Below are 20,062 nucleotides of genomic sequence, written 5' to 3' on the forward strand. Positions count from 1 at the left end.
GGGCAACAGCTATCACTCTTCCAGCGAATAGGGCAGCGGCTCAATGCTTAACGTATTCACATCCTCACGGACGCGGAACACGCTGTCTGGCTCCATATCATTATTCATCACGGCCTGAACCAGCAGGCGGCCATCGTCAAGCTGAACGGCAGCCAGTACGGTGCCGGTACGGCGCCAGTTATCACCCATTTTCAGCTCCAGATCTTCACCGGCTTCCGGTACGCGGCTGGCTTTACCCGCCAGATACCAGAGCGCGCGTTTGTTGGCGCCGCGGAACTTCGCGCGGGCAACCATCTCCTGACCGGTATAGCAGCCTTTTTTAAAGCTGATACCGCCCAGCGCCTGAAGGTTGGTCGCCTGCGGAATAAACTGCCCGCTGTTGGCGGCATCGATAACCGGAATGCCCGCTTCAATGTCCAGCGACAGCCACTGCTGGCTGTTATTTAACTGCGCTTCGCCACGCAGGGCCTGGGTCACGCGCTCGGCGGTAGTGACATCGGTTACCAGTAAGAAACGCTCTGCCGGATGTTCAAACCACAGCAGCGAGGTAGCCCCGTCGTTGGTGACCTGTTTTTCTGCATCAGGCAGTTCGCTGAACAGGTTTTTCAGCGCGGCGCGCGCCTGGAAGCCCGCCACACCCAGCAGCACCTGCTCGTCATCGGCCGCGATGGTCACTTTAGAGAATACCGCATACTTTTTCAGCTCGGTGAGCTGGGCGTCGCGCAGGCTACGACGTTCGATCAGGGCAAAACCATCCTGACGACGGAAGAGGCGCAGGTTGCTCCACATCTTGCCTTTCGGATCGCAGTGCGCCGCCAGCAGATGCTGGTGTTCGGTCAGTTGACTGACATCCGCGGTCACCTGGCCCTGCAGGTACTTTTCGCTGTCCACGCCGACGAGGGTTGCCAGCGCCCAGTCATCAAGGGTCATAAGCGTCAGCGGCAGACGCGCAGAGGCGACAGGCTGGCGCGGAGAAAAGGGTGTAAATGCCATATTGATGTCCTGAATTGCTTAACGCTTTGATAATGCCTAATGGTAAAAGAGACTGTAGCCATTGCAAGCGGTTTCAACAGGCTATTCGTGCCCTTAGCCTAATCTGCGTAACGCTACGCAAAACAGCTGAACACGCTTATTTATTGTGGTTTTTTGTGGAAGCCTGCTCCTGGAACACAATATTCCAGTAATGAAACAGCAAAAAACACGTTACACTAAGAGCCGTTTCTTCCCGGTTGAGCACGTTTCTCTGCCGATACGAACGGAACACTGCCTGAACTCAACGTTATGCAGGAATCAGACATGGACATTAATAACAAAGCCCGCATTCACTGGGCATGCCGTCGCGGCATGCGCGAACTCGATATCTCCATCATGCCGTTCTTCGAATACGAATATGACAGCCTGAGCGATGAGGATAAGCATCTCTTCGTTCGCCTGCTGGAGAACGACGATCCCGATTTATTTAACTGGTTGATGAATCACGGCAAACCCGCCGACGCCGAGCTGCAACGGATGGTGCTTTTAATTCAGACACGGAATCAGGAACGTGGTCCTGTGGCAATCTGATCTACGCGTCTCATGGCGCGCCCAGTGGATGTCGCTTCTGCTCCACGGCCTGGTCGCGGCTGTTATTCTTCTGATGCCGTGGCCGCTGAGCTACACCCCATTATGGCTGATGCTGCTGTCGCTGGTGGTGTTTGATAGCGTACGCAGTCAGCGGCGCATTAACGCCCGTCAGGGTGAAATCAAACTGTTTATGGATTCCCGTCTGCACTGGCAGGAGAGCGAGTGGGAAATTGTCGGCACGCCGTGGATGCTGAACTCCGGCATGATGCTCCGCTTACGCAAAGGCGCGGGTCAACGCTGCCATCATTTATGGCTGGCGGCAGACAGTATGGATGAAGCGGAGTGGCGGGATCTGCGTCGGATGATGTCGCACCAGCCGACGCAGGGGCGGTAGTGGTTTAGCTGAACTGCTCCGCCATTTCGCCAAGGATTTGCTCGCACCAGCTCTGCAGGCGCTCTTCACTGAGGTCGTACTGGTTGGTTTCATCCAGGGCCAGCCCGACAAACAGCTCTCCGTCGGCGATAATCGGTTTCTTGCTGGTAAACTCATAGCCTTCTGTCGGCCAGTAACCGATGAACGTGACCCCTTTCGGTGCCAGCTTGTCATGCAGCATCCCCAGCGCGTCGAGGAACCACTCGCCGTAGCCCAGCTGATCGCCCATGCCGTAAAGCGCGATAATTTTGCCTTCAAGCGCCAGGGAGTCGAGCTGATCCCAGATGGCTTCCCAGTCTTCCTGCAGTTCACCGAAATCCCAGGTCGGGATGCCGAGGATCAGCACGTCGTACTGCTCCATCATCGATGGGGCATCATCTTTGAGATTGTGCAGGGTGACCAGTTCCGGGCCGATAATGTCGCGAATTTTCTCTGCGGCCATCTCGGTGTAGCAGGTGCTGGAACCATAAAACAGACCAATATTCATCGCTAAAATGTCTCAATACTTGCTATGACTTTGCGAGTAGTGTACCAGAAACAAGACCCATTCAGGCATAATGCCCCATTGCAGAACGAAAGAGGCGGACGTGGAAAAGGATCTCTCACTCATCGAACAGTTTCTCGATGCGCTCTGGCTGGAGAAGAATCTTGCCGAGAACACCCTCAGCGCCTACCGACGCGATCTGGCGATGCTGGTGGCATGGTTACACCATCATGATCTCTCTCTGGCCACGGCCCAAAGCGACAATTTGCAGGCGCTGCTTGCCGAGCGGATGGAAGGGGGATATAAAGCCACCAGTTCCGCGCGGCTGCTGAGCGCCATGCGGCGTCTGTTTCAGCACCTTTATCGCGAGAAGATACGCCCTGATGATCCCAGTGCGGCACTGGCGTCGCCAAAACTGCCCCAGCGTTTGCCAAAAGATCTCAGCGAAGCGCAAGTTGAGAGATTATTACAGTCGCCAGTGGTTGACCAACCGCTGGAGTTACGCGATAAAGCGATGCTCGAAGTGCTTTACGCCACAGGATTACGCGTGTCTGAACTGGTCGGGCTGACGATGAGCGATATCAGTCTGCGCCAGGGCGTGGTACGGGTGATCGGTAAAGGCAATAAAGAGCGTCTGGTGCCGCTGGGTGAAGAGGCGGTTTACTGGCTGGAGAACTATCTTCAGCATGGCCGCCCCTGGTTGCTGAACGGTGTCTCCATTGACGTGCTGTTTCCCAGCCAGCGCGCGCAGCAAATGACACGTCAAACCTTCTGGCATCGCATCAAACATTACGCCACACTGGCGGGTATCGACAGTGAAAAACTTTCGCCGCACGTTCTGCGTCACGCGTTTGCGACCCATCTTCTGAATCACGGCGCCGATCTGCGCGTGGTCCAGATGCTGCTTGGGCACAGTGACCTGTCAACGACGCAAATCTACACGCATGTCGCGACGGAACGCCTGCGGCAGCTACACCAACAGCATCACCCACGTGCGTGATGACTTGTAACAGGAACCAATATGAAAAAGTCTTTAGTGCTGTTCTCTCTGCTGGCAGCGTCATTATCCGGCCTGGCGCATGCTGACGATGCGGCCATCAAACAGTCTCTGGCGAAGCTTGGTGTCACCAGTAGCGAAATTCAGCCTGCGCCCGTTGCGGGCATGAAAACGGTACTGACCAACAGCGGCGTGCTGTATGTGACCGAAGACGGTAAGCACTTTATCCAGGGACCGCTGTACGACGTGAGCGGCGCGCAGCCGGTTAACGTTACCAACCAGATGCTGATGAAAAACCTGAACGCGCTGGAAAAAGAGATGATCGTCTACAAAGCGACGCAGGAAAAACATGTCATTACCGTCTTTACCGACATCACCTGCGGCTACTGCCACAAGCTGCATGAAGAGATGAAAGATTACAACGCGCTGGGGATCACCGTGCGTTATCTCGCCTTCCCGCGTGCGGGCGTGCAGAGCCAGCCTGAGCAGGACATGAAGGCCATCTGGTGTGCGAAAGATCGCAACAAAGCCTTTGATGATGCCATGAGCGGTAAAGGCGTTAAGCCTGCCTCCTGTGATATCGACATTGCCAATCACTACGCGCTGGGCGTGCAGTTTGGTGTGACCGGTACGCCTGCGATCGTGCTGAGCAACGGCTATGTTGTGCCGGGCTACCAGGGGCCGAAAGAGATGAAAGCCTTCCTTGATGAGCACCAGAAACAGTTTGGCGGTAAATAATTCGCGTGAAATCTTCGACACAACTTCGTCGTCGTGAAGTGGACGAGAGCGCCGCGTTACCCGCGACGCTCCCTCCGCTGTTGCGTCGGCTCTATGCCAGCCGTGGCGTGCGAAATGCAGATGACCTTGAACGCAGCGTAAAGGGTATGCTCTCCTGGCAGCAGCTTAGCGGCGTCGAACGCGCCACCGAGCTGTTGTACAACGCCCTGCGGGAAGGAACGCGCATCATTGTGGTGGGGGATTTTGACGCCGATGGCGCCACCAGTACCGCGCTGAGCGTGCTCAGCCTGCGGGCGATGGGGTGCGACAACGTCTCATATCTGGTGCCGAACCGCTTTGAGGATGGCTATGGCCTGAGTCCGGAAGTGGTGGATCAGGCTCACGCCCGCGGCGCGCAGATGATCCTGACGGTGGACAACGGGATCTCCTCCCACTCCGGAGTTGAGCGCGCCCATGAATTTGGCATCCCGGTGCTGGTCACCGATCACCATCTGCCTGGGGATACCTTACCGGCGGCAGAAGCGATCGTTAACCCCAACCTGCGCGACTGCGACTTCCCGTCGAAATCGCTGGCGGGGGTGGGGGTGGCTTTCTATCTGATGCTGGCGCTGCGTACACGGCTGCGTGATGAAGGGTGGTTTGACGCTAAAGGTATTGCGCCGCCTAATCTGGCGGAATTCCTCGATCTGGTGGCGCTGGGCACCGTAGCGGACGTGGTGCCGCTGGATGCCAATAACCGTATTCTGACCTGGCAGGGTTTGAACCGCATTCGGGCGGGAAAATGCCGTCCGGGTATCAAGGCGCTGCTGGAGATCTCCAACCGGGACCCGCTGCGGCTGGCGGCCAGCGATCTCGGCTTTGCCCTTGGCCCGCGTCTGAACGCTGCCGGACGTCTGGACGATATGTCGGTGGGCGTAGCGCTGCTGCTGTGCGATAACATCGGCGAGGCGCGCGTACTGGCCAACGAGCTGGACGCGCTGAACCAGACCCGCAAAGAGATCGAGCAGGGGATGCAGGCCGAAGCCCTGATCCTCTGCGAAAAGCTGGAGCGCAGCGGCGACTCGCTGCCCGGCGGGCTGGCGATGTATCACCCCGAGTGGCATCAGGGGGTGGTGGGCATCCTCGCCTCGCGCATTAAAGAGCGTTTTCACCGCCCGGTGATCGCCTTTGCCCCTGCCGGAGACGGCACCCTGAAAGGATCCGGCCGCTCGATTCAGGGGCTGCATATGCGCGACGCGCTGGAGCGCCTGCATACGCTGCATCCGGGGCTGATGATTAAATTTGGCGGCCACGCCATGGCGGCGGGACTGTCGCTGGAAGAGGCGAAATTTGACCAGTTCCAGCGCCTGTTCAGCGAGCTGGTCACCGACTGGCTGGATCCGGCTCTGCTCCAGGGCGAAGTGGTCACCGATGGCCCGCTGGCGCCGGCGGATATGACCATGGAGGTGGCGCAGATGCTGCGCGACGCCGGTCCGTGGGGGCAGATGTTCCCGGAGCCGCTGTTTGACGGGCGTTTTCGCCTGCTGCAACAGCGTCTGGTGGGGGAACGGCATCTAAAGGTGATGGTGGAACCGGTTGGCGGCGGTCCGCTGCTGGACGGTATCGCCTTTAACGTGGACACCACAATCTGGCCTGATAACGGCGTACGCGAAGTCGAACTGGCCTATAAACTGGATATTAACGAGTTTCGCGGCAACCGCAGCCTGCAAATCATCATCGACCATATCTGGCCACTTTAGCATCACTATTCCGCTATAAAAAAGGGCGTGAATCCGGTACAATTCCGCCCTTACACCGCATTTTTACTCGTCCATAAAAGAAAACAGACCATGTTTGAAATTAATCCGGTAAAAAACCGCATTCAGGACCTCACCGAGCGCTCCGACGTTCTTAGGGGGTATCTTTGACTACGATGCCAAGAAAGAGCGTCTTGAAGAAGTAAACGCCGAGCTGGAACAGCCAGACGTCTGGAACGAACCTGAACGCGCACAGGCGCTGGGTAAAGAGCGTTCCTCTCTCGAAGCTATCGTAGATACGCTGGATCAAATGGCGCAGGGTCTGGATGATGTTTCCGGACTGCTGGAGCTGGCCGTTGAGGCCGACGACGAAGAGACCTTCAACGAAGCTGTCGCAGAGCTCGACGGGCTGGAAGAGAAGCTGGCACAGCTGGAATTCCGTCGTATGTTCTCCGGCGAGTACGACAGCGCCGACTGCTACCTTGATATCCAGGCCGGTTCCGGCGGTACAGAAGCCCAGGACTGGGCCAGCATGCTGACCCGCATGTATCTGCGTTGGGCTGAAGCCCGCGGCTTCAAGACTGAGATTATCGAAGAGTCTGAAGGCGAAGTGGCAGGCCTGAAATCTGTCACCATCAAGATCATTGGCGATTATGCCTACGGCTGGCTGCGTACTGAAACCGGCGTACACCGTCTGGTGCGTAAGAGCCCGTTCGACTCCGGCGGTCGCCGCCATACCTCGTTCAGCTCCGCGTTTGTCTATCCGGAAGTGGACGAAGATATCGACATCGAAATCAACCCGGCAGATCTGCGTATCGACGTCTACCGCGCATCCGGTGCGGGTGGTCAGCACGTTAACCGTACGGAATCTGCGGTGCGTATTACCCACATCCCTACCGGGCTGGTGACACAGTGCCAGAACGACCGTTCCCAGCATAAAAACAAAGACCAGGCCATGAAGCAGATGAAAGCGAAGCTTTATGAGCTGGAGATGCAAAAGAAAAATGCTGAGAAACAGGCGATGGAAGATAACAAGTCTGATATCGGCTGGGGCAGCCAGATCCGTTCTTACGTCCTTGATGACTCCCGCATCAAAGACCTGCGTACCGGTGTCGAAACCCGTAACACGCAGGCGGTGCTGGATGGCAGCCTGGACCAATTTATCGAAGCAAGTTTGAAAGCAGGGTTATGAGGAACCAACATGTCTGAACAACAAGCACAGGGCGCTGACGCGGTAGCCGATCTTAATAATGAACTGAAAACCCGCCGCGAGAAGCTGGCTGCGCTGCGCGAGCAGGGCGTGCCGTTCCCGAACGATTTTCGCCGCGATCGTACCTCAGACCAACTGCATGCTGACTTCGACGCTAAAGAGAACGAAGAGCTGGAAGCGCTGAACATCGAAGTGGCCGTTGCTGGCCGCATGATGACCCGTCGTATCATGGGTAAAGCCTCCTTTATTACGCTGCAGGACGTGGGTGGCCGTATTCAGCTGTACGTCTCCCGTGACGATCTGCCGGAAGGCATCTACAACGAGCAGTTCAAGAAGTGGGACCTGGGCGATATCCTGGGCGCGAAAGGGAAACTGTTCAAAACCAAGACCGGTGAACTCTCTATCCACTGCACCGAGCTGCGTCTGCTGACCAAAGCCCTGCGTCCGCTGCCGGACAAATTCCACGGCCTGCAGGATCAGGAAGCGCGCTACCGTCAGCGCTACCTGGATCTCATCTCTAACGATGAATCCCGCAAGACCTTCAAAATTCGCTCTCAGATCATGGCCGGTATCCGCCAGTTCATGGTGGGCCGCGACTTTATGGAAGTAGAAACCCCGATGATGCAGGTGATCCCGGGCGGCGCGTCTGCGCGTCCATTCATCACCCATCACAACGCCCTGGACCTGGACATGTACCTGCGTATCGCGCCGGAACTGTACCTGAAGCGTCTGGTGGTCGGTGGTTTCGACCGCGTGTTTGAGATCAACCGTAACTTCCGTAACGAAGGCATCTCCGTGCGTCATAACCCAGAGTTCACCATGATGGAACTCTATATGGCCTACGCGGATTACAAAGATCTGATCGAGCTGACCGAATCCCTGTTCCGCACCCTGGCGCAGGACGTTCTGGGCACCACCGAAGTGCCGTACGGCGAAGAGGTGTTCGACTTCGGTAAGCCGTTCGCTAAGCTGACCATGCGTGAAGCAATTAAGAAATACCGTCCGGAAACTGAGATGGCGGATCTGGATAACTTCGACTCTGCGAAAGCGATCGCTGAGAGCATCGGTATCAAGGTTGAGAAGAGCTGGGGTCTGGGCCGTATCGTGACCGAGATCTTCGAAGAAGTGGCCGAAGCGCACCTGATTCAGCCAACCTTCATTACCGAATACCCGGCTGAAGTTTCTCCGCTGGCGCGTCGTAACGATGTGAATCCGGAAATCACTGACCGCTTCGAGTTCTTCATCGGTGGCCGCGAAATCGGCAACGGCTTTAGCGAGCTGAACGATGCAGAAGATCAGGCGCAGCGCTTCCAGGATCAGGTTGATGCGAAAGCCGCAGGCGACGACGAAGCGATGTTCTTCGACGAAGACTACGTGACCGCCCTGGAGCACGGCCTGCCACCAACGGCGGGTCTGGGTATCGGTATCGACCGTATGGTTATGCTGTTCACTAACAGCCACACCATCCGCGACGTGATCCTCTTCCCGGCGATGCGTCCGGTAAAATAATCCCTGTTGCGAAAAAGCCCCGGCGTATATTGCGTCGGGGCTTTTTTATTGCCTGGCGTTTGTCGCGAAGCGCAGCGGTGAGCCTCTTGCAGCCCGGGCTTCTTCGCCCTTCACGGCCTGGAGCGTAATCGCTGCTACACTGGTTGTCGCGCAGGGTGCTCTTGGGCATCCGTAATGAGGCTGCTATGATAGCGCGGCCATTCACGTTGACCGAGGAACTGTTTTGTTTGCAGGAAGCCCGACGAAAAACCCCGTTTCTGCTCTGTTTTGCCTGATTCTGGCCCTGTTGCTGGCGGGATGCGCGGGCAGTAAATCATCGGATTCTGGCCCGGTGTATACCGTTAAACGCGGTGATACGCTGTACCGTATATCGCGTGCGACCGGCACCAGCGTGAAGGAGCTGGCGCGCCTGAACAATATTTCTCCGCCTTACACCATCGAAGTGGGGCAAAAGCTGAAGATTAACGGTACCAGCAGCACGGCCAGAAAGTCTTCGTCAAAGAGCCGCGGTAAAACCGCTGCGGTCACCCCATCTTACACCGTACCGAAATCTTCCTGGCCGCCTGTCGGGCAGCGCTGCTGGGTCTGGCCTGCCAGCGGCAAAGTGGTGATCCCGTACTCTACCGCAGAAGGGGGAAACAAAGGCATTGATATCGCCGGCACCCGAGGCGCACCGGTGTATGCTTCCGATGCGGGCAAAGTTGTCTATGTCGGCAATCAGCTGCGGGGTTATGGCAATTTGATCATGATTAAGCACGGTGAGGACTACATCACCGCCTATGCCCATAACGACACAATGCTGGTGAATAACGGGCAAAACGTGAAGGCGGGGCAGAAGATTGCGACTATGGGCAGCACCGGCTCCAATACCGTGGCGCTGCATTTCCAGATCCGCTATCGGGCGACGGCTATCGATCCGATCCGCTATTTACCGGCGCCGGGCGGTAAACCGAAGTGCTAAGTGACTATTTTATCGCCACTTAGCAAGCAGGTCTCTTGTCAGCAGAGGCGTAAGGTCTATAATGCCTTACGCACCTCAAAGCGGGCGTAGTTCAATGGTAGAACGAGAGCTTCCCAAGCTCTATACGAGGGTTCGATTCCCTTCGCCCGCTCCAGCTTTTATCTCTGCAACAGCGCGACACAGCATCCGTCCCCGTCGTGCAAAAATTTAAAAATAAACAACCTAAATTTTACCCGCCGTTTATTCATTGCTATATCTGAAGAGAGAAGTAGAGGCCAACCTGCGCAAATCGCAGAGCTATTCTGGCTGCTATCCAACGTTATCAGGTCATACTATGCATCTTATTTCACCCGTTCGTCCCGAAGGGGCCATGCAGCGTCTGCTTGCGGCGCTTGAGCCGATCGCGGATAAACTCCAGGTCATCCCCCGCAAGCGAATGACCTGGACATACAAAGGACGTCCCCAGCTTTACTTTTTTATCGAGGGAGAGTTATCCATCCTGCGTGCCTCTGATGGGCTGTTGATTGTCACAGTTTACGAAGCGCATCTTTTTGGTATTGCGGAGATGATCCAGCCGACAAAAGGCCATATTCTGCGCACCGAAGCTGAGTCGACACTGTTACGGATTGATGCAGGGCGGGCGGCGGAACTTATTTCCCAACAAGGGTTATGGGAGGATGTGGCTGCGGTGCTCTCCTACCATACTGCTTATCTGTTTTATCGTGATGCGCTAGTGGTACAACAACGAACCTATTCCGTGATACGTAACCACCTGCTGGAGATGATCACGCTGCCGGAACAGACTCGCATGCGTATATCGATCCTCGATTATATTCAGGACAGAACGCTGCTTTCCCGCAGCAGTGTGTTAAATGTCATTTCTGCCCTGAAACGAGGGGGATATATCAACTTTAAACGTGGCGGTTATCTTCAGGAACTAAAGAGTTTACCAGAGAGTTTTTAACTGAAAATTTAATTTTAAACAGAATGATAATTAACCTGACAGCTTTTTTTCTATATCGTTTGCCTACTGAAATTAATAAAGAAATCTATCTACAGTAAGTGTGAACGGGATTGTTATGAAAAAGACTATTGTTGCGTTAATTATCGCAAATGCTTTTACCGCTACCGCAGCTTTTGCTGCAGGTGATGCCGGAACCTGGTACAGCGGTGGAAAATTAGGTTGGTCGCACTATTTCGATACCAACACGGGTAGCAAAGCGCTGGATAATAACAGTGGCTCAAACCATTTTGATTTAGACCAGGATAATGTGAGTGGCGGTATTTATACCGGTTACCAGATTAACTCCTGGCTTGCTGTGGAAGGTGGTTACGACTATTTAGGGAATATGCAGTTAAACGGCCATCACGCCGGCGCTGGCGCCAGGATGAAAAGTCAGGGGATCCAGATGTCCCTGAAAGCCAGCTATGCCGTCACGCCGAAATGGGACCTGTATGGCCGGGCCGGGGCAATGGGATACCGGGCTGAATCCGATGTAAGCGGTCATAATCGCTTTGAAACCGGAGTCCGCCCGCTGGCTGCTGTAGGAACCGAGTATGCCTTTAACAAAAACTGGGCGGGCCGCCTTGAGTATCAATGGGTAAGCAACGTTGGCAACGCCAATCAGATTGGGGTAAGCAGTGATGTCAGTTCGGTTACGGCCGGGCTGAGCTACCGTTTTGGTCAGCATGAGGACGCACCTGTTGTCGCCACTCCCGCGGCTACCGTTGAACCGGCCCCGGCGCCACAGCGTTTTAACCTGAAATCCGATGTGATGTTTGACTATGACTCTGCAACCCTTACCAGCGAAGGTCACGCAGCGATTCGCCAGCTCTATAATAGCCCGGGTTTACAGCCTGCCAACGACAAGTCGACAGTGGTTATCGGCTACAGCGATCGTATCGGTACGCCTGACTACAATCTGCAACTCTCTGAACGCCGCGCGCAGGCTGTAGCTGATGAACTGGTTGCGCTGGGCATTCCGGCGCAAAACATCACCACAGCAGGCCGCGGTGCGAGTGAGTCCGTGACAGGAGCGCAATGTAATGGTCAGAGCGGCAACGCGCTGATTGGTTGTCTATCCCCGGATCGACGGGTGGTGGTAGAGATCAGCAATAAATAAAATTCTGGAACGCTTTAAACCCGGCATTAACCTGCCGGGTTTTTTTATCGAATATTAGCCGGTAATAACCGGTTTGAGCGCAATATGTATCTGCTGTAACCCCATTTCATTCTTATCTTTAAGGTATTGCTGATTCATCATGGCTAATGCTTCTAATCGGGAAAGAGAAGCGTAAACGGGCTGTACATCGCTATCCATTTCAAATATCTCTTTGGGTTTTACATCCTGTAAATATTGCTTTTTTAGCGTGTCGGTAAGCCTCTCTATATCCTGTTTATTGGAATTGTACAGCGAGGCGATATGGGATGTCTGTGCCGGTGGGGCTTTGCTGCCGGGCAGAACTAATGGAATATGCAATCTGTTGATCTGTTCAACTTTGTCCGGTTCCGGGCTGCTACAGCCGGTGATAAAAACCATACTAAATACCAGTATGAGCGGGGATATCTTTCTCATTATCTGACCTGTATTACTGAAAAACAGCGTTAATTATCCAGCGTGGGTAGCCAGATTGCAGATTAATGTTGTTTATTTTTAAACGAGCAGGTTGAATAGAGATGTCGCGCTATGCTTAATCCCAACCATAATAATTCAGAGGCAATGTCATGGATAATGAACTGCTGGAGGCGGGATACCGGGCCTATACCGGTGAGAAAATTGACGTCTACTTCAATACCGGCATCTGCCAACACGCGGGAAACTGCGTGCGCGGCAGCGCTAAGCTCTTCAATCTGAAACGTAAACCGTGGATCATCCCTGATGAAGTGGATGTCGATACGGTCGTGCGTGTGATCGATACCTGCCCAAGCGGCGCACTTAAATACCGCCACAAATAAGCGAGATAACATGGATATTCAGGAAGGCCATAACAAGTTTTACGTGAACGATGCCGAAGGCAATCAGGTTGCGGAGATCGTCTTTGTCCCCACCGGCGAGCACCTCAGTATCATTGAGCATACCGATGTCGATCCCAGCCTGAAAGGGCAGGGCGTGGGCAAACAGCTGGTGGCAAGGGTGGTGGAAAAGATGCGTGCCGAAAACCGTAAAATTATTCCCCTCTGCCCGTTTGCGAAACACGAATTTGATAACACCCGCGAGTATGACGATATCCGCGCCTGATTCTGAACCTGCAGCAGCGCGCTGCAGGTTCTCTTTTTTAAGCGATAAACATCACCGACACGCATAACACCCCGACAATCAGCGTCAGCACATTGCCGACGGAGCGGTAGGGCTTCAGCGCCGGAATGAGGAATGTCGACAGAGTCGGCATGATGAACAAAATCATGGCGATAAGTGGCCCGCTGATGGCATAGATCATCGAGATGGCATTGGGATTAATGCAGCACACCGCAAAGGTGATCAGGGAGACCCCCATCACCGATACCGCCCGATTAAAGGCCCGGCTTTTCTTTACGCCAACCTGGTTTAATCCTGATTTCACCATCGCTGTAGCCCCCTCAATCACCCCGAAATAGGTGCCGAGAAACGACTTCGACATCGCGATGATGGCGACAACAATCCCGGAGATCCCAAGCCACGAAGGGGAGGAGGGCATCATCGAGAGCGCCGAGAGGATGGTGACCCCTTCCTCTTTCGCGGCGACGATGTAAGAGGGTGGGATCGACATCAGACAGCTGAAGACGAAGAAGAGCACGCTCAGGCAGATAACCAGGTAGGCCACCTTCATGATGCGGGTACATTTGCCCATGGCGGCCTCGCCATATTTCTCCCGCCGGTCGACGGCAAAGGTTGAAATAATCGGCGTATGGCTAAAGGCGAACACCATCACCGGAATGGAGATCCACACCTGGTGCAGAGTGTGCTTATCAACGCTCATCTGGCTGGTGAGCAGCGCGGGTTGCCAGCTGTGGGTGAGATAGAGCGACACCAGCAGGAAGTAAGCGATCAGCGGGAATACCAGAAAACCCATCACCCGGATGGTGGCATGCCGCCCCATCAGGAAGATCAGATTTAACGCCAGCACGACGCCCAGGCTGACCAGCACCCGCACGGGGGTGTCCACCGTCATATGCTTCGCCAGCTGTTCGGTCAGCGAGTTGGTGATCGCCACGGCATAGATCTGCACCACCACAAAAAAGGCGATAAAGTAGAGCGTGGTGATCAGGTTGCCGATCTTTTTCCCGTAGTAGTAGGTCACCGCGCCGGTGATCCCTTCGCTACCTTTGGTTTTTGCAGAGAGGATGAACTGGCATAACGCTTTGTGGGGCCAGTAGGTGAATGGATATGCCACAAGGGCGGTGATGAAAAGGACGACAGCGCCCGCAGATCCCAGTTGGATGGGCAGGAACAGGGTTCCTGCGCCCACGGCAGTGCCGTAGAGGGCAAAGCTCCAGAGGGTCTCTTCTTTAGACCAGATTTTCGACATGAGATAAACGTATCAACTATAAAACCAACAAAAAGGAGACTATTTTACCATAATCAACAGTTGGCCTGGCGGTTGGAACGGTTTTAAGCGGGCCGGAAAGCATTTCCGGCCAGGGGAGTTAAGAGGTGGCAGCCTGCCGCTGTTGGCGTCGCTTAATCATGCGATCGCGCAGGGTATCGTACGCCCAGTTATAAACCATGGTGTACGGCAGGAAGAAAATAAAGAAGCCAATCTCTAAGGTGAAGGCCTGAAGCAGGCTCACGCCCAGCACCAGCGATACAATCCCGACGCCGATAAAGATGAACCCGACTTCAAAGCCCAGCGCGTGCAGGGCGCGGACTTTCGCGGTGCGAGGCACCTTATGCCGCGGCCACAGCCTGTCGAACAGGTAGTTGAAGATGATGTTCCAGATCATCGCCGTGGTGGCGAGGAGAACAGTTAACCCGCCCATCTCCAGTATGGGGCGCTGCATCAGCCACGCGGTGGTCGGGGCCAGGATCGCCGTGGCAATACCCTCAAAACAGACGGCGTGAAAAATGCGTTCCGGCAGTTTTCTGCGCTGAACATCGTTGTGCTGCATAATCTCTTACCTCAAAAACAAGCCAGGACGGCCAATCATGCGGCTATTTTTATCGCTAAAAGTGATATATAAAAGTGAGATTCCATCGATAAAGTAGATACTACATGCGCTACTCACCCGAAGCGTTAACAGCATTTGTCGAGACGGTTGCTGCGGGCTCTTTTTCCGCTGCGGCCCGCCGCCTGCGGAAAAGCCAGTCCACCATCAGCACCGCCATCGCCCATCTGGAGGATGACCTGGGTTTTGCCCTGTTCGACCGCAGTGCCCGCCAGCCGGTACTCACCGCCCAGGGCAAGCAGGTGCTGGGCTATGTGCAGTCGATTCTGGCGGCCAGCGCGCGGCTGGATGAACTGGCGGTATCCCTTAGCGAAGAGACCGAAGCACGGCTCACCTTTGTCCTCTCCGATACCCTGCATCCGGATGTGCTGGAGGAGATGCTGTTTCGTTTTGATGAGCGTTTTCCCCATACCGAATTTGAGTGTCTGATTGGCGAAGAGGAAGATGTCATCGATCTGCTGCAAAAAGGGCGGGCGCAGATTGGCCTCACCGAGGCGCGGGAAAACTATCCCACCGACATTGCCGCCGTTCGCCTTCCCATGCAGACCCATATGGCGATTTATACGTCAGCCAGCCATCCGCTGGCCGCGCAGGCGCGAACGGAGCACGATGAACTGCACAGCTGGCGGGAGCTGCGCCTGAATACCTATCTGGAGCGTGAACCGGTGCTGGCGCAGGGGCCGGTCTGGTCGGCACCTAACTACCTGATGTTGCTCAGCATGGCGGTTCAGGGATTTGGCTGGTGCGCGCTGCCTTGCGCGCTGGTAGAGGAGTTTGCGCCGGCGAAAGCGCTGGTGCAGCTCAATGTGCCGGGCTGGCCGCGCTCGGTGGCGATCGATCTGGTCTGGAATAAACGCTCCCCGCCGGGAACGGCAGGCAACTGGCTGCGCCATTATTTACAGCAAAAAGCGGATCCACGGTGATCTCTGCCCCCGTCAGTGGCGACATTGAAACGAACTACACTTAGCGGAGTGTAATAACTGACTGAGAAGAGACCATGACCGCTAAAACGAGAATCACACCCCGGACGCTGATGCTCTCCGCCAGAGAGTGGGTGCCGAATAATCCCCATTTGCCGGTGCTGCTCTATAAAGGGGTGATAACGGATGGCGATCGCGCAAGCCAGTTTGAACAACGATTTGCCGACAACGGTTGGCCGCCTCAGTGGCGCGATGGGGTTTTTGATTATCACCACTACCACTCTAATGGGCATGAAGTCTTAGGTATTGCCCGGGGGGCGGCACGCCTCATCGTTGGCGGACCTGGGGGCGAAGAGATCGAAGTAGAAGCGGGAGACGCACTGTTATTGCCTGCCGGAACCGGGCACTGCCGGATATCTGCAACCGACGATTTTCTGGTGGTGGGTGCCTATCCGCCGGGGACGGATGTTGATCTCTGCAAGCAGGCGGCGACGCCGGCCATGCTGGCGCGGATCGTTGCGTTGCCCTTTCCTGAGCGGGATCCGGTCAATGGAAACTCGCCCGCCTTAACCCAGTACTGGAGATCTTGACCCGCCTTGCCCTGCGCCCGCGCAGGTTAAGTTTCCCGGTATCGGCTGAGCAACCATTTCTCTCGGCCCTCCAGAATCCTTTGTGATAAAACTCACTTTTTTTAAACAATTACATCATTAGTTGATAACAATCCTCTACTATGAGCGGTGTCATTTTGCGCAGAGGTAGAGATGAAAGACGTCGTGATAGTGGGTGCATTGCGTACCGCAATCGGCTGTTTCCAGGGAGCGCTCTCACGCCACTCGGCGGTTGAGTTAGGCAGCGTGGTGGTTCGCGCGCTGGTGGAGCGAAGCGGCATTGAGGGACACGAGATCGACGAAGTGATCCTCGGTCAGGTGCTGACCGCAGGCGCCGGGCAAAACCCTGCCCGCCAGGCGGCGCTGAAGGGAGGATTACCCAATACCGTCTCTGCCATCACCATCAACGACGTGTGCGGCTCCGGTTTGAAGGCGCTGCATCTGGCGACCCAGGCGATCCAGTGCGGCGAAGCCGATGTGGTGATCGCGGGCGGCCAGGAGAACATGAGCCGTGCCCCGCACGTGCTCACCGACAGCCGTACCGGGGCGCAACTGGGCAACAGCCAGCTTATCGACAGCCTGGTGCATGACGGGCTGTGGGATGCCTTCAACGATTACCATATGGGGGTCACGGCAGAGAACCTGGCGCGTGAATATGGCATCTCCCGTGAGCTGCAGGACGCCTATGCCCTCAGTTCCCAGCATAAGGCCCGGGCGGCCATCGACGCGGGCCGTTTTCGCGACGAGATCGTACCGGTTGTCGCCCAGAAGCAGGGCGGGGAGAACCTGCTGGTGGATACAGATGAACAGCCGCGCACCGATGCCAGCGCAGAGGGGCTGGCGCTGCTGAACCCTGCCTTTGAGCTCACCGGGTCGGTCACCGCCGGGAATGCCTCCTCGATTAATGACGGGGCCGCCGCAGTGATGATGATGAGCGAGAGCAAAGCCGAAGCGCTGAATCTGCCGGTACTGGCGCGCATCAAAGCCTTTGCCAGCGTGGGTGTTGATCCCGCCTTAATGGGGATCGCCCCGGTTCACGCCACGCGCCGCTGTCTTGAACGGGCAGGCTGGCAGCTGGCGGATGTGGATTTGATCGAAGTGAACGAAGCCTTTGCTGCCCAGGCGCTGTCGGTGGGCAAAATGCTGGAGTGGGACGAACGCCGGGTGAATGTTAACGGTGGAGCGATCGCCCTGGGTCACCCCATTGGCGCATCGGGCTGCCGTATCCTGGTCTCACTGGTGCATGAGATGGTAAAACGCGATGCGCGTAAAGGGCTGGCTACGCTGTGTATCGGCGGCGGACAGGGCGTGGCGTTGGCTATAGAAAGATAATTCGCGTTGATATATATCAATCCAAATAAGCCTCCGATCCCGGAGGCTTATTTGTTTGTGAGCTTCATCATATTTTTACCTCCTGTCAGTAAAATCTCAATCATCCGCAAAATAGTTAACTTATTCCTTGAATCGCTAATAACGATTTAGTGTGATCGCGATCCTTTAAATTCCCCTTAAAAGTCAACATTTGTTGATATTGCTCACGGCTGGGTTTGCCAAAAAAAATGAAACAGATAATTACGATCGAGATCACTAAAATTACGTTTATTAAAAAATAAAATGCAATTCCATAAAAACGAAACATCATTTTAAAAGAGGGTTTTTCCATGTTTAAGAAATCTCTGGTCCTTGCTTCACTTATTGGCGCTTCTTTCGCAGCTCAGGCTGTCACCGTGGATCTGCGTCACGAATATATCGATAGCGGCTCGAACGCCGACCGTGTTTCGGTTTCGCACCGTTTCGAAAATGGCTTTGGTTTCTCAGTAGAAGCAAAATGGAAATCTGGCGGCGATAAAGCTGACCAGCCATTTGCGGACGTGGTGGGTAACGGCCATGAAGATCAGATTAGCTGGCGCTGGAAAGCGAACCAGAACATTGCGTTAACACCAGGCTTTACCCTCGAAAGTAAAGACAGCTTCACCATTTATAAACCCTATCTGCACGCGCAATATAGCTTCGATAATGGCTTCTATGTGGCTGCCCGTTATCGCTATGACTACACCCGTTATCCGTCAAGCGCGAATAAAGACGACGATAAAGTTAACCGTGGCGACGCCTGGGTTGGTTGGGTAATGGGCGACTGGCGTACCGAGCTGAACTACGTATACGCGAAAAGTACAGAAGGGAATATTCGTAACAACAATAAAGATTACTCCCAGGAATATAACGTTAAGCTGGCGTACAAAATTGATAAGAACTGGGCTCCGTATGGCGAAGTGGGTAACGTTGGTGTGAAAGATACCGATGAGCGTCAGACCCGTCTTCGTGTCGGCGTAGCTTATTCATTCTAATAATAAGCAATACCTCCGGGATAAACCGGCTCTCAGGAGCCGGTTTTTTTGCGTCTGTAATGTATTATTTTTGCGGTTTATGCCTTATCAGCAGATAAAAAAAGCCCTCCATAAAGGAGGGCAAGGCCAGTTACAGGAACACAAACACAAACATTATTCTCGCAACATTTCTGGTTGCTCAGGAAGCTTCGCAATATAGAGAGCAGGTTTGCCATCTTTATCGGAACTAAACAGCACCGCTTTATCATCCGGGGTAAAGGAGGGGTGCGGGTGAGTGACCTGACGGCTGTTTGCCACGGTTGCCCAGGAGGTATCGTGACGCGCGATACGGAAATACGCCTCTTTCGCCACGTCGAATGCATAAAGATACGGATCGTTATCGATGGTGTAACCGCTGGTATCTTTCACATCGACCGGCGTACCGGAACCATCACCGACCAGCAGCGTGCCGTCAAAGTTACTCATCAGGTGTGAACAGGCAGGCATCTTCATGACCGCGCGGTTCTCACCGGTATCCGGATTGAAGCTATACACGGTACGTCCTTGCTCACCTTTCAGGTAAGAGACATAGACCAGCGCTGAGCCATTCGGTACCCAGAACTCATGGGTGCAGCTTTCGCCTGCGGCGTGCTCTTTCACCTTGCGAACGTTGCTGCCGTCTTCGTTGACCATCCACATACGGGCATCCACCAGATCGTGCGGGCCTTCATGACAGAACGCGACGGTACTGTCGTCAAACGGACGGTAAATCGGGTGGCCCAGCCAGTTCTTCTCTTCATGGATTACGCTGCTTTCACCGGTCTGCAGATCGACCCTCAGCAGGCGGCAGTGTGGGCCTTTATGGAAGAAGTCGTGGAAGATTTTCCAGTCGTTGAGCGGCGTCCAGTCGCTCTTCGCAATTTCGATGCCCACCAGTTTGGTGCAGTCGCTGTTGGCCACCCAGGTGCCATAGCCGACCCAGTCGTCGCTGACGCGATAGACTTCACGCTCCTCTAGGGTGGTCAGATTGACTTCCCGCAGGGTGCGATCATTCTTAACGTAATAGAGGGATTTATCATCCGGTGAGAGGAAGCCGCCAAAGGTGTTATCGCCTGCGCCTTCGGTTAACTGCACCGCTTCGGCGTTTTTCAGATCCAGCAGATAGTAGTTCCAGTGGCCATCGAATTCACCCGCAAACAGCAGGTGGTTGCCATCGTTGAAAAAGCACTTTTGATAGAAGTAGTTACGGTGACAGGTAACTTCAGGGGGGGTCAGGCGGGTCACTTCCACGCCTGTATCCGGATCGCGGCTGACCTCATAGTTCAGTTTGACCCGCATACCTTTTGCCATGATGCGCTCCTTGAATTCGACGGCAGGATCGCGCCTGCGGTCCGATCGGTAAATATGAGTTTAAAAACTGGGTGTTAAAATATCAA

Annotated in this window: 22 protein-coding genes and 1 tRNA gene; 17 read left to right on the top strand and 6 right to left on the bottom strand. The window is 54.8% G+C overall.

Going from position 1 to position 20,062, the window contains the following annotated elements:
- Positions 1 to 12: 12 nt before the first annotated feature.
- Positions 13 to 993 (bottom strand): tRNA-modifying protein YgfZ, encoded by a 981-nt coding sequence (ygfZ, locus tag ACT3IC_RS13625; protein ID WP_473477816.1) that lies wholly within the window; start codon positions 991 to 993, stop codon positions 13 to 15.
- Between the two features lie 303 nt (positions 994 to 1,296).
- On the opposite strand from ygfZ, the gene sdhE reads away from it, so the two are divergent.
- Together sdhE and ACT3IC_RS13635 are read left to right on the top strand one after the other, a co-directional pair.
- Positions 1,297 to 1,563, top strand: coding sequence for an FAD assembly factor SdhE (sdhE, locus tag ACT3IC_RS13630; RefSeq protein ID WP_103176875.1), 267 nt, complete (start codon positions 1,297 to 1,299; stop codon positions 1,561 to 1,563).
- Entirely contained in the window at positions 1,544 to 1,957 is a 414-nt protein-coding gene (locus tag ACT3IC_RS13635) for a protein YgfX (protein ID WP_103176874.1), read from the top strand. Before sdhE ends, ACT3IC_RS13635 begins: the two co-directional genes overlap by 20 nt.
- A gap of 4 nt (positions 1,958 to 1,961) precedes the next feature.
- On the opposite strand, the gene fldB is transcribed toward ACT3IC_RS13635, so the two are convergent.
- A complete protein-coding gene (gene fldB / locus ACT3IC_RS13640; RefSeq protein ID WP_103176873.1) occupies positions 1,962 to 2,483 on the bottom strand; it encodes a flavodoxin FldB in 522 nt (173 codons plus the stop codon).
- Positions 2,484 to 2,553: 70 nt separating this feature from the next.
- On the opposite strand from fldB, the gene xerD reads away from it, so the two are divergent.
- The 9 genes from xerD to ompA all read left to right on the top strand — a co-directional run bounded on the left by xerD (position 2,554) and on the right by ompA (position 11,754).
- The gene (xerD, locus tag ACT3IC_RS13645) at positions 2,554 to 3,480 is read left to right on the top strand and encodes a site-specific tyrosine recombinase XerD (RefSeq protein ID WP_409201128.1); all 927 of its coding nucleotides are present in this window, start codon (positions 2,554 to 2,556) and stop codon (positions 3,478 to 3,480) included.
- A 21-nt stretch (positions 3,481 to 3,501) separates the two neighbouring features.
- Positions 3,502 to 4,215 (top strand): bifunctional protein-disulfide isomerase/oxidoreductase DsbC, encoded by a 714-nt coding sequence (dsbC, locus tag ACT3IC_RS13650; RefSeq protein ID WP_473477820.1) that lies wholly within the window; start codon positions 3,502 to 3,504, stop codon positions 4,213 to 4,215.
- Between the two features lie 5 nt (positions 4,216 to 4,220).
- The gene (recJ, locus tag ACT3IC_RS13655; RefSeq protein ID WP_103176870.1) at positions 4,221 to 5,954 is read left to right on the top strand and encodes a single-stranded-DNA-specific exonuclease RecJ; all 1,734 of its coding nucleotides are present in this window, start codon (positions 4,221 to 4,223) and stop codon (positions 5,952 to 5,954) included.
- 90 nt (positions 5,955 to 6,044) lie between these two features.
- Positions 6,045 to 7,143 (top strand): peptide chain release factor 2 gene (gene prfB, locus ACT3IC_RS13660; RefSeq protein ID WP_103176869.1). Its coding sequence is split into 2 segments (ribosomal slippage): positions 6,045 to 6,119 and positions 6,121 to 7,143, totalling 1,098 coding nucleotides; the frame shifts between segments, so codons are not numbered across the junction.
- A gap of 9 nt (positions 7,144 to 7,152) precedes the next feature.
- Positions 7,153 to 8,670: a lysine--tRNA ligase gene (lysS, locus tag ACT3IC_RS13665; RefSeq protein WP_159339830.1), complete on the top strand. Its 1,518-nt coding sequence runs from the start codon at positions 7,153 to 7,155 to the stop codon at positions 8,668 to 8,670.
- A gap of 223 nt (positions 8,671 to 8,893) precedes the next feature.
- Positions 8,894 to 9,631 (top strand): amidase activator ActS, encoded by a 738-nt coding sequence (gene actS, locus ACT3IC_RS13670; RefSeq protein WP_103176867.1) that lies wholly within the window; start codon positions 8,894 to 8,896, stop codon positions 9,629 to 9,631.
- Between the two features lie 80 nt (positions 9,632 to 9,711).
- Positions 9,712 to 9,785: transfer RNA gene (locus ACT3IC_RS13675), tRNA-Gly, on the top strand.
- Between the two features lie 180 nt (positions 9,786 to 9,965).
- Positions 9,966 to 10,595, top strand: a complete 630-nt coding sequence (locus tag ACT3IC_RS13680; RefSeq protein ID WP_159339829.1) for a helix-turn-helix domain-containing protein — start codon at positions 9,966 to 9,968, stop codon at positions 10,593 to 10,595.
- A gap of 115 nt (positions 10,596 to 10,710) precedes the next feature.
- Positions 10,711 to 11,754, top strand: a complete 1,044-nt coding sequence (gene ompA, locus ACT3IC_RS13685; protein WP_159339828.1) for a porin OmpA — start codon at positions 10,711 to 10,713, stop codon at positions 11,752 to 11,754.
- 54 nt (positions 11,755 to 11,808) lie between these two features.
- Here the strand turns inward: ompA and ACT3IC_RS13690 are convergent, their stop codons facing one another.
- Positions 11,809 to 12,171: a hypothetical protein gene (locus tag ACT3IC_RS13690; RefSeq protein ID WP_236560468.1), complete on the bottom strand. Its 363-nt coding sequence runs from the start codon at positions 12,169 to 12,171 to the stop codon at positions 11,809 to 11,811.
- Between the two features lie 185 nt (positions 12,172 to 12,356).
- Between ACT3IC_RS13690 and yjdI the strand changes: the two genes are divergently transcribed.
- Both yjdI and ACT3IC_RS13700 read left to right on the top strand, forming a co-directional pair.
- Positions 12,357 to 12,587, top strand: a complete 231-nt coding sequence (gene yjdI, locus ACT3IC_RS13695) for a 4Fe-4S mono-cluster protein YjdI (RefSeq protein ID WP_040074154.1) — start codon at positions 12,357 to 12,359, stop codon at positions 12,585 to 12,587.
- A gap of 10 nt (positions 12,588 to 12,597) precedes the next feature.
- Positions 12,598 to 12,870: a GNAT family N-acetyltransferase gene (locus ACT3IC_RS13700; protein ID WP_103176863.1), complete on the top strand. Its 273-nt coding sequence runs from the start codon at positions 12,598 to 12,600 to the stop codon at positions 12,868 to 12,870.
- A 37-nt stretch (positions 12,871 to 12,907) separates the two neighbouring features.
- On the opposite strand, the gene ACT3IC_RS13705 is transcribed toward ACT3IC_RS13700, so the two are convergent.
- Complete coding sequence (locus ACT3IC_RS13705; RefSeq protein ID WP_159339826.1) at positions 12,908 to 14,137, bottom strand: amino acid permease; 1,230 nt, start codon at positions 14,135 to 14,137, stop codon at positions 12,908 to 12,910.
- Between the two features lie 118 nt (positions 14,138 to 14,255).
- A complete protein-coding gene (locus ACT3IC_RS13710) occupies positions 14,256 to 14,717 on the bottom strand; it encodes a multidrug/biocide efflux PACE transporter (protein WP_103176861.1) in 462 nt (153 codons plus the stop codon).
- A gap of 104 nt (positions 14,718 to 14,821) precedes the next feature.
- Here ACT3IC_RS13710 and ACT3IC_RS13715 point away from each other — a divergent pair, with 104 nt between their 5' ends.
- The 4 genes from ACT3IC_RS13715 (at position 14,822) to ACT3IC_RS13730 (ending at position 18,647) form a co-directional block, all read left to right on the top strand.
- Entirely contained in the window at positions 14,822 to 15,697 is an 876-nt protein-coding gene (locus tag ACT3IC_RS13715; protein WP_103176860.1) for a LysR family transcriptional regulator, read from the top strand.
- A 74-nt stretch (positions 15,698 to 15,771) separates the two neighbouring features.
- Entirely contained in the window at positions 15,772 to 16,284 is a 513-nt protein-coding gene (locus tag ACT3IC_RS13720) for a cupin domain-containing protein (RefSeq protein WP_103176859.1), read from the top strand.
- A gap of 171 nt (positions 16,285 to 16,455) precedes the next feature.
- The gene (locus tag ACT3IC_RS13725) at positions 16,456 to 17,634 is read left to right on the top strand and encodes an acetyl-CoA C-acetyltransferase (RefSeq protein WP_103176858.1); all 1,179 of its coding nucleotides are present in this window, start codon (positions 16,456 to 16,458) and stop codon (positions 17,632 to 17,634) included.
- Positions 17,635 to 17,963: 329 nt separating this feature from the next.
- Positions 17,964 to 18,647, top strand: a complete 684-nt coding sequence (locus ACT3IC_RS13730; RefSeq protein WP_103176857.1) for an oligogalacturonate-specific porin KdgM family protein — start codon at positions 17,964 to 17,966, stop codon at positions 18,645 to 18,647.
- 153 nt (positions 18,648 to 18,800) lie between these two features.
- Here the strand turns inward: ACT3IC_RS13730 and ACT3IC_RS13735 are convergent, their stop codons facing one another.
- Positions 18,801 to 19,976, bottom strand: coding sequence for an oligogalacturonate lyase family protein (locus ACT3IC_RS13735; protein WP_159339825.1), 1,176 nt, complete (start codon positions 19,974 to 19,976; stop codon positions 18,801 to 18,803).
- Positions 19,977 to 20,062 lie beyond the last annotated feature (86 nt).

The sequence above is a fragment of the Leclercia sp. GHBNCSD genome, assembly GCF_055805075.1.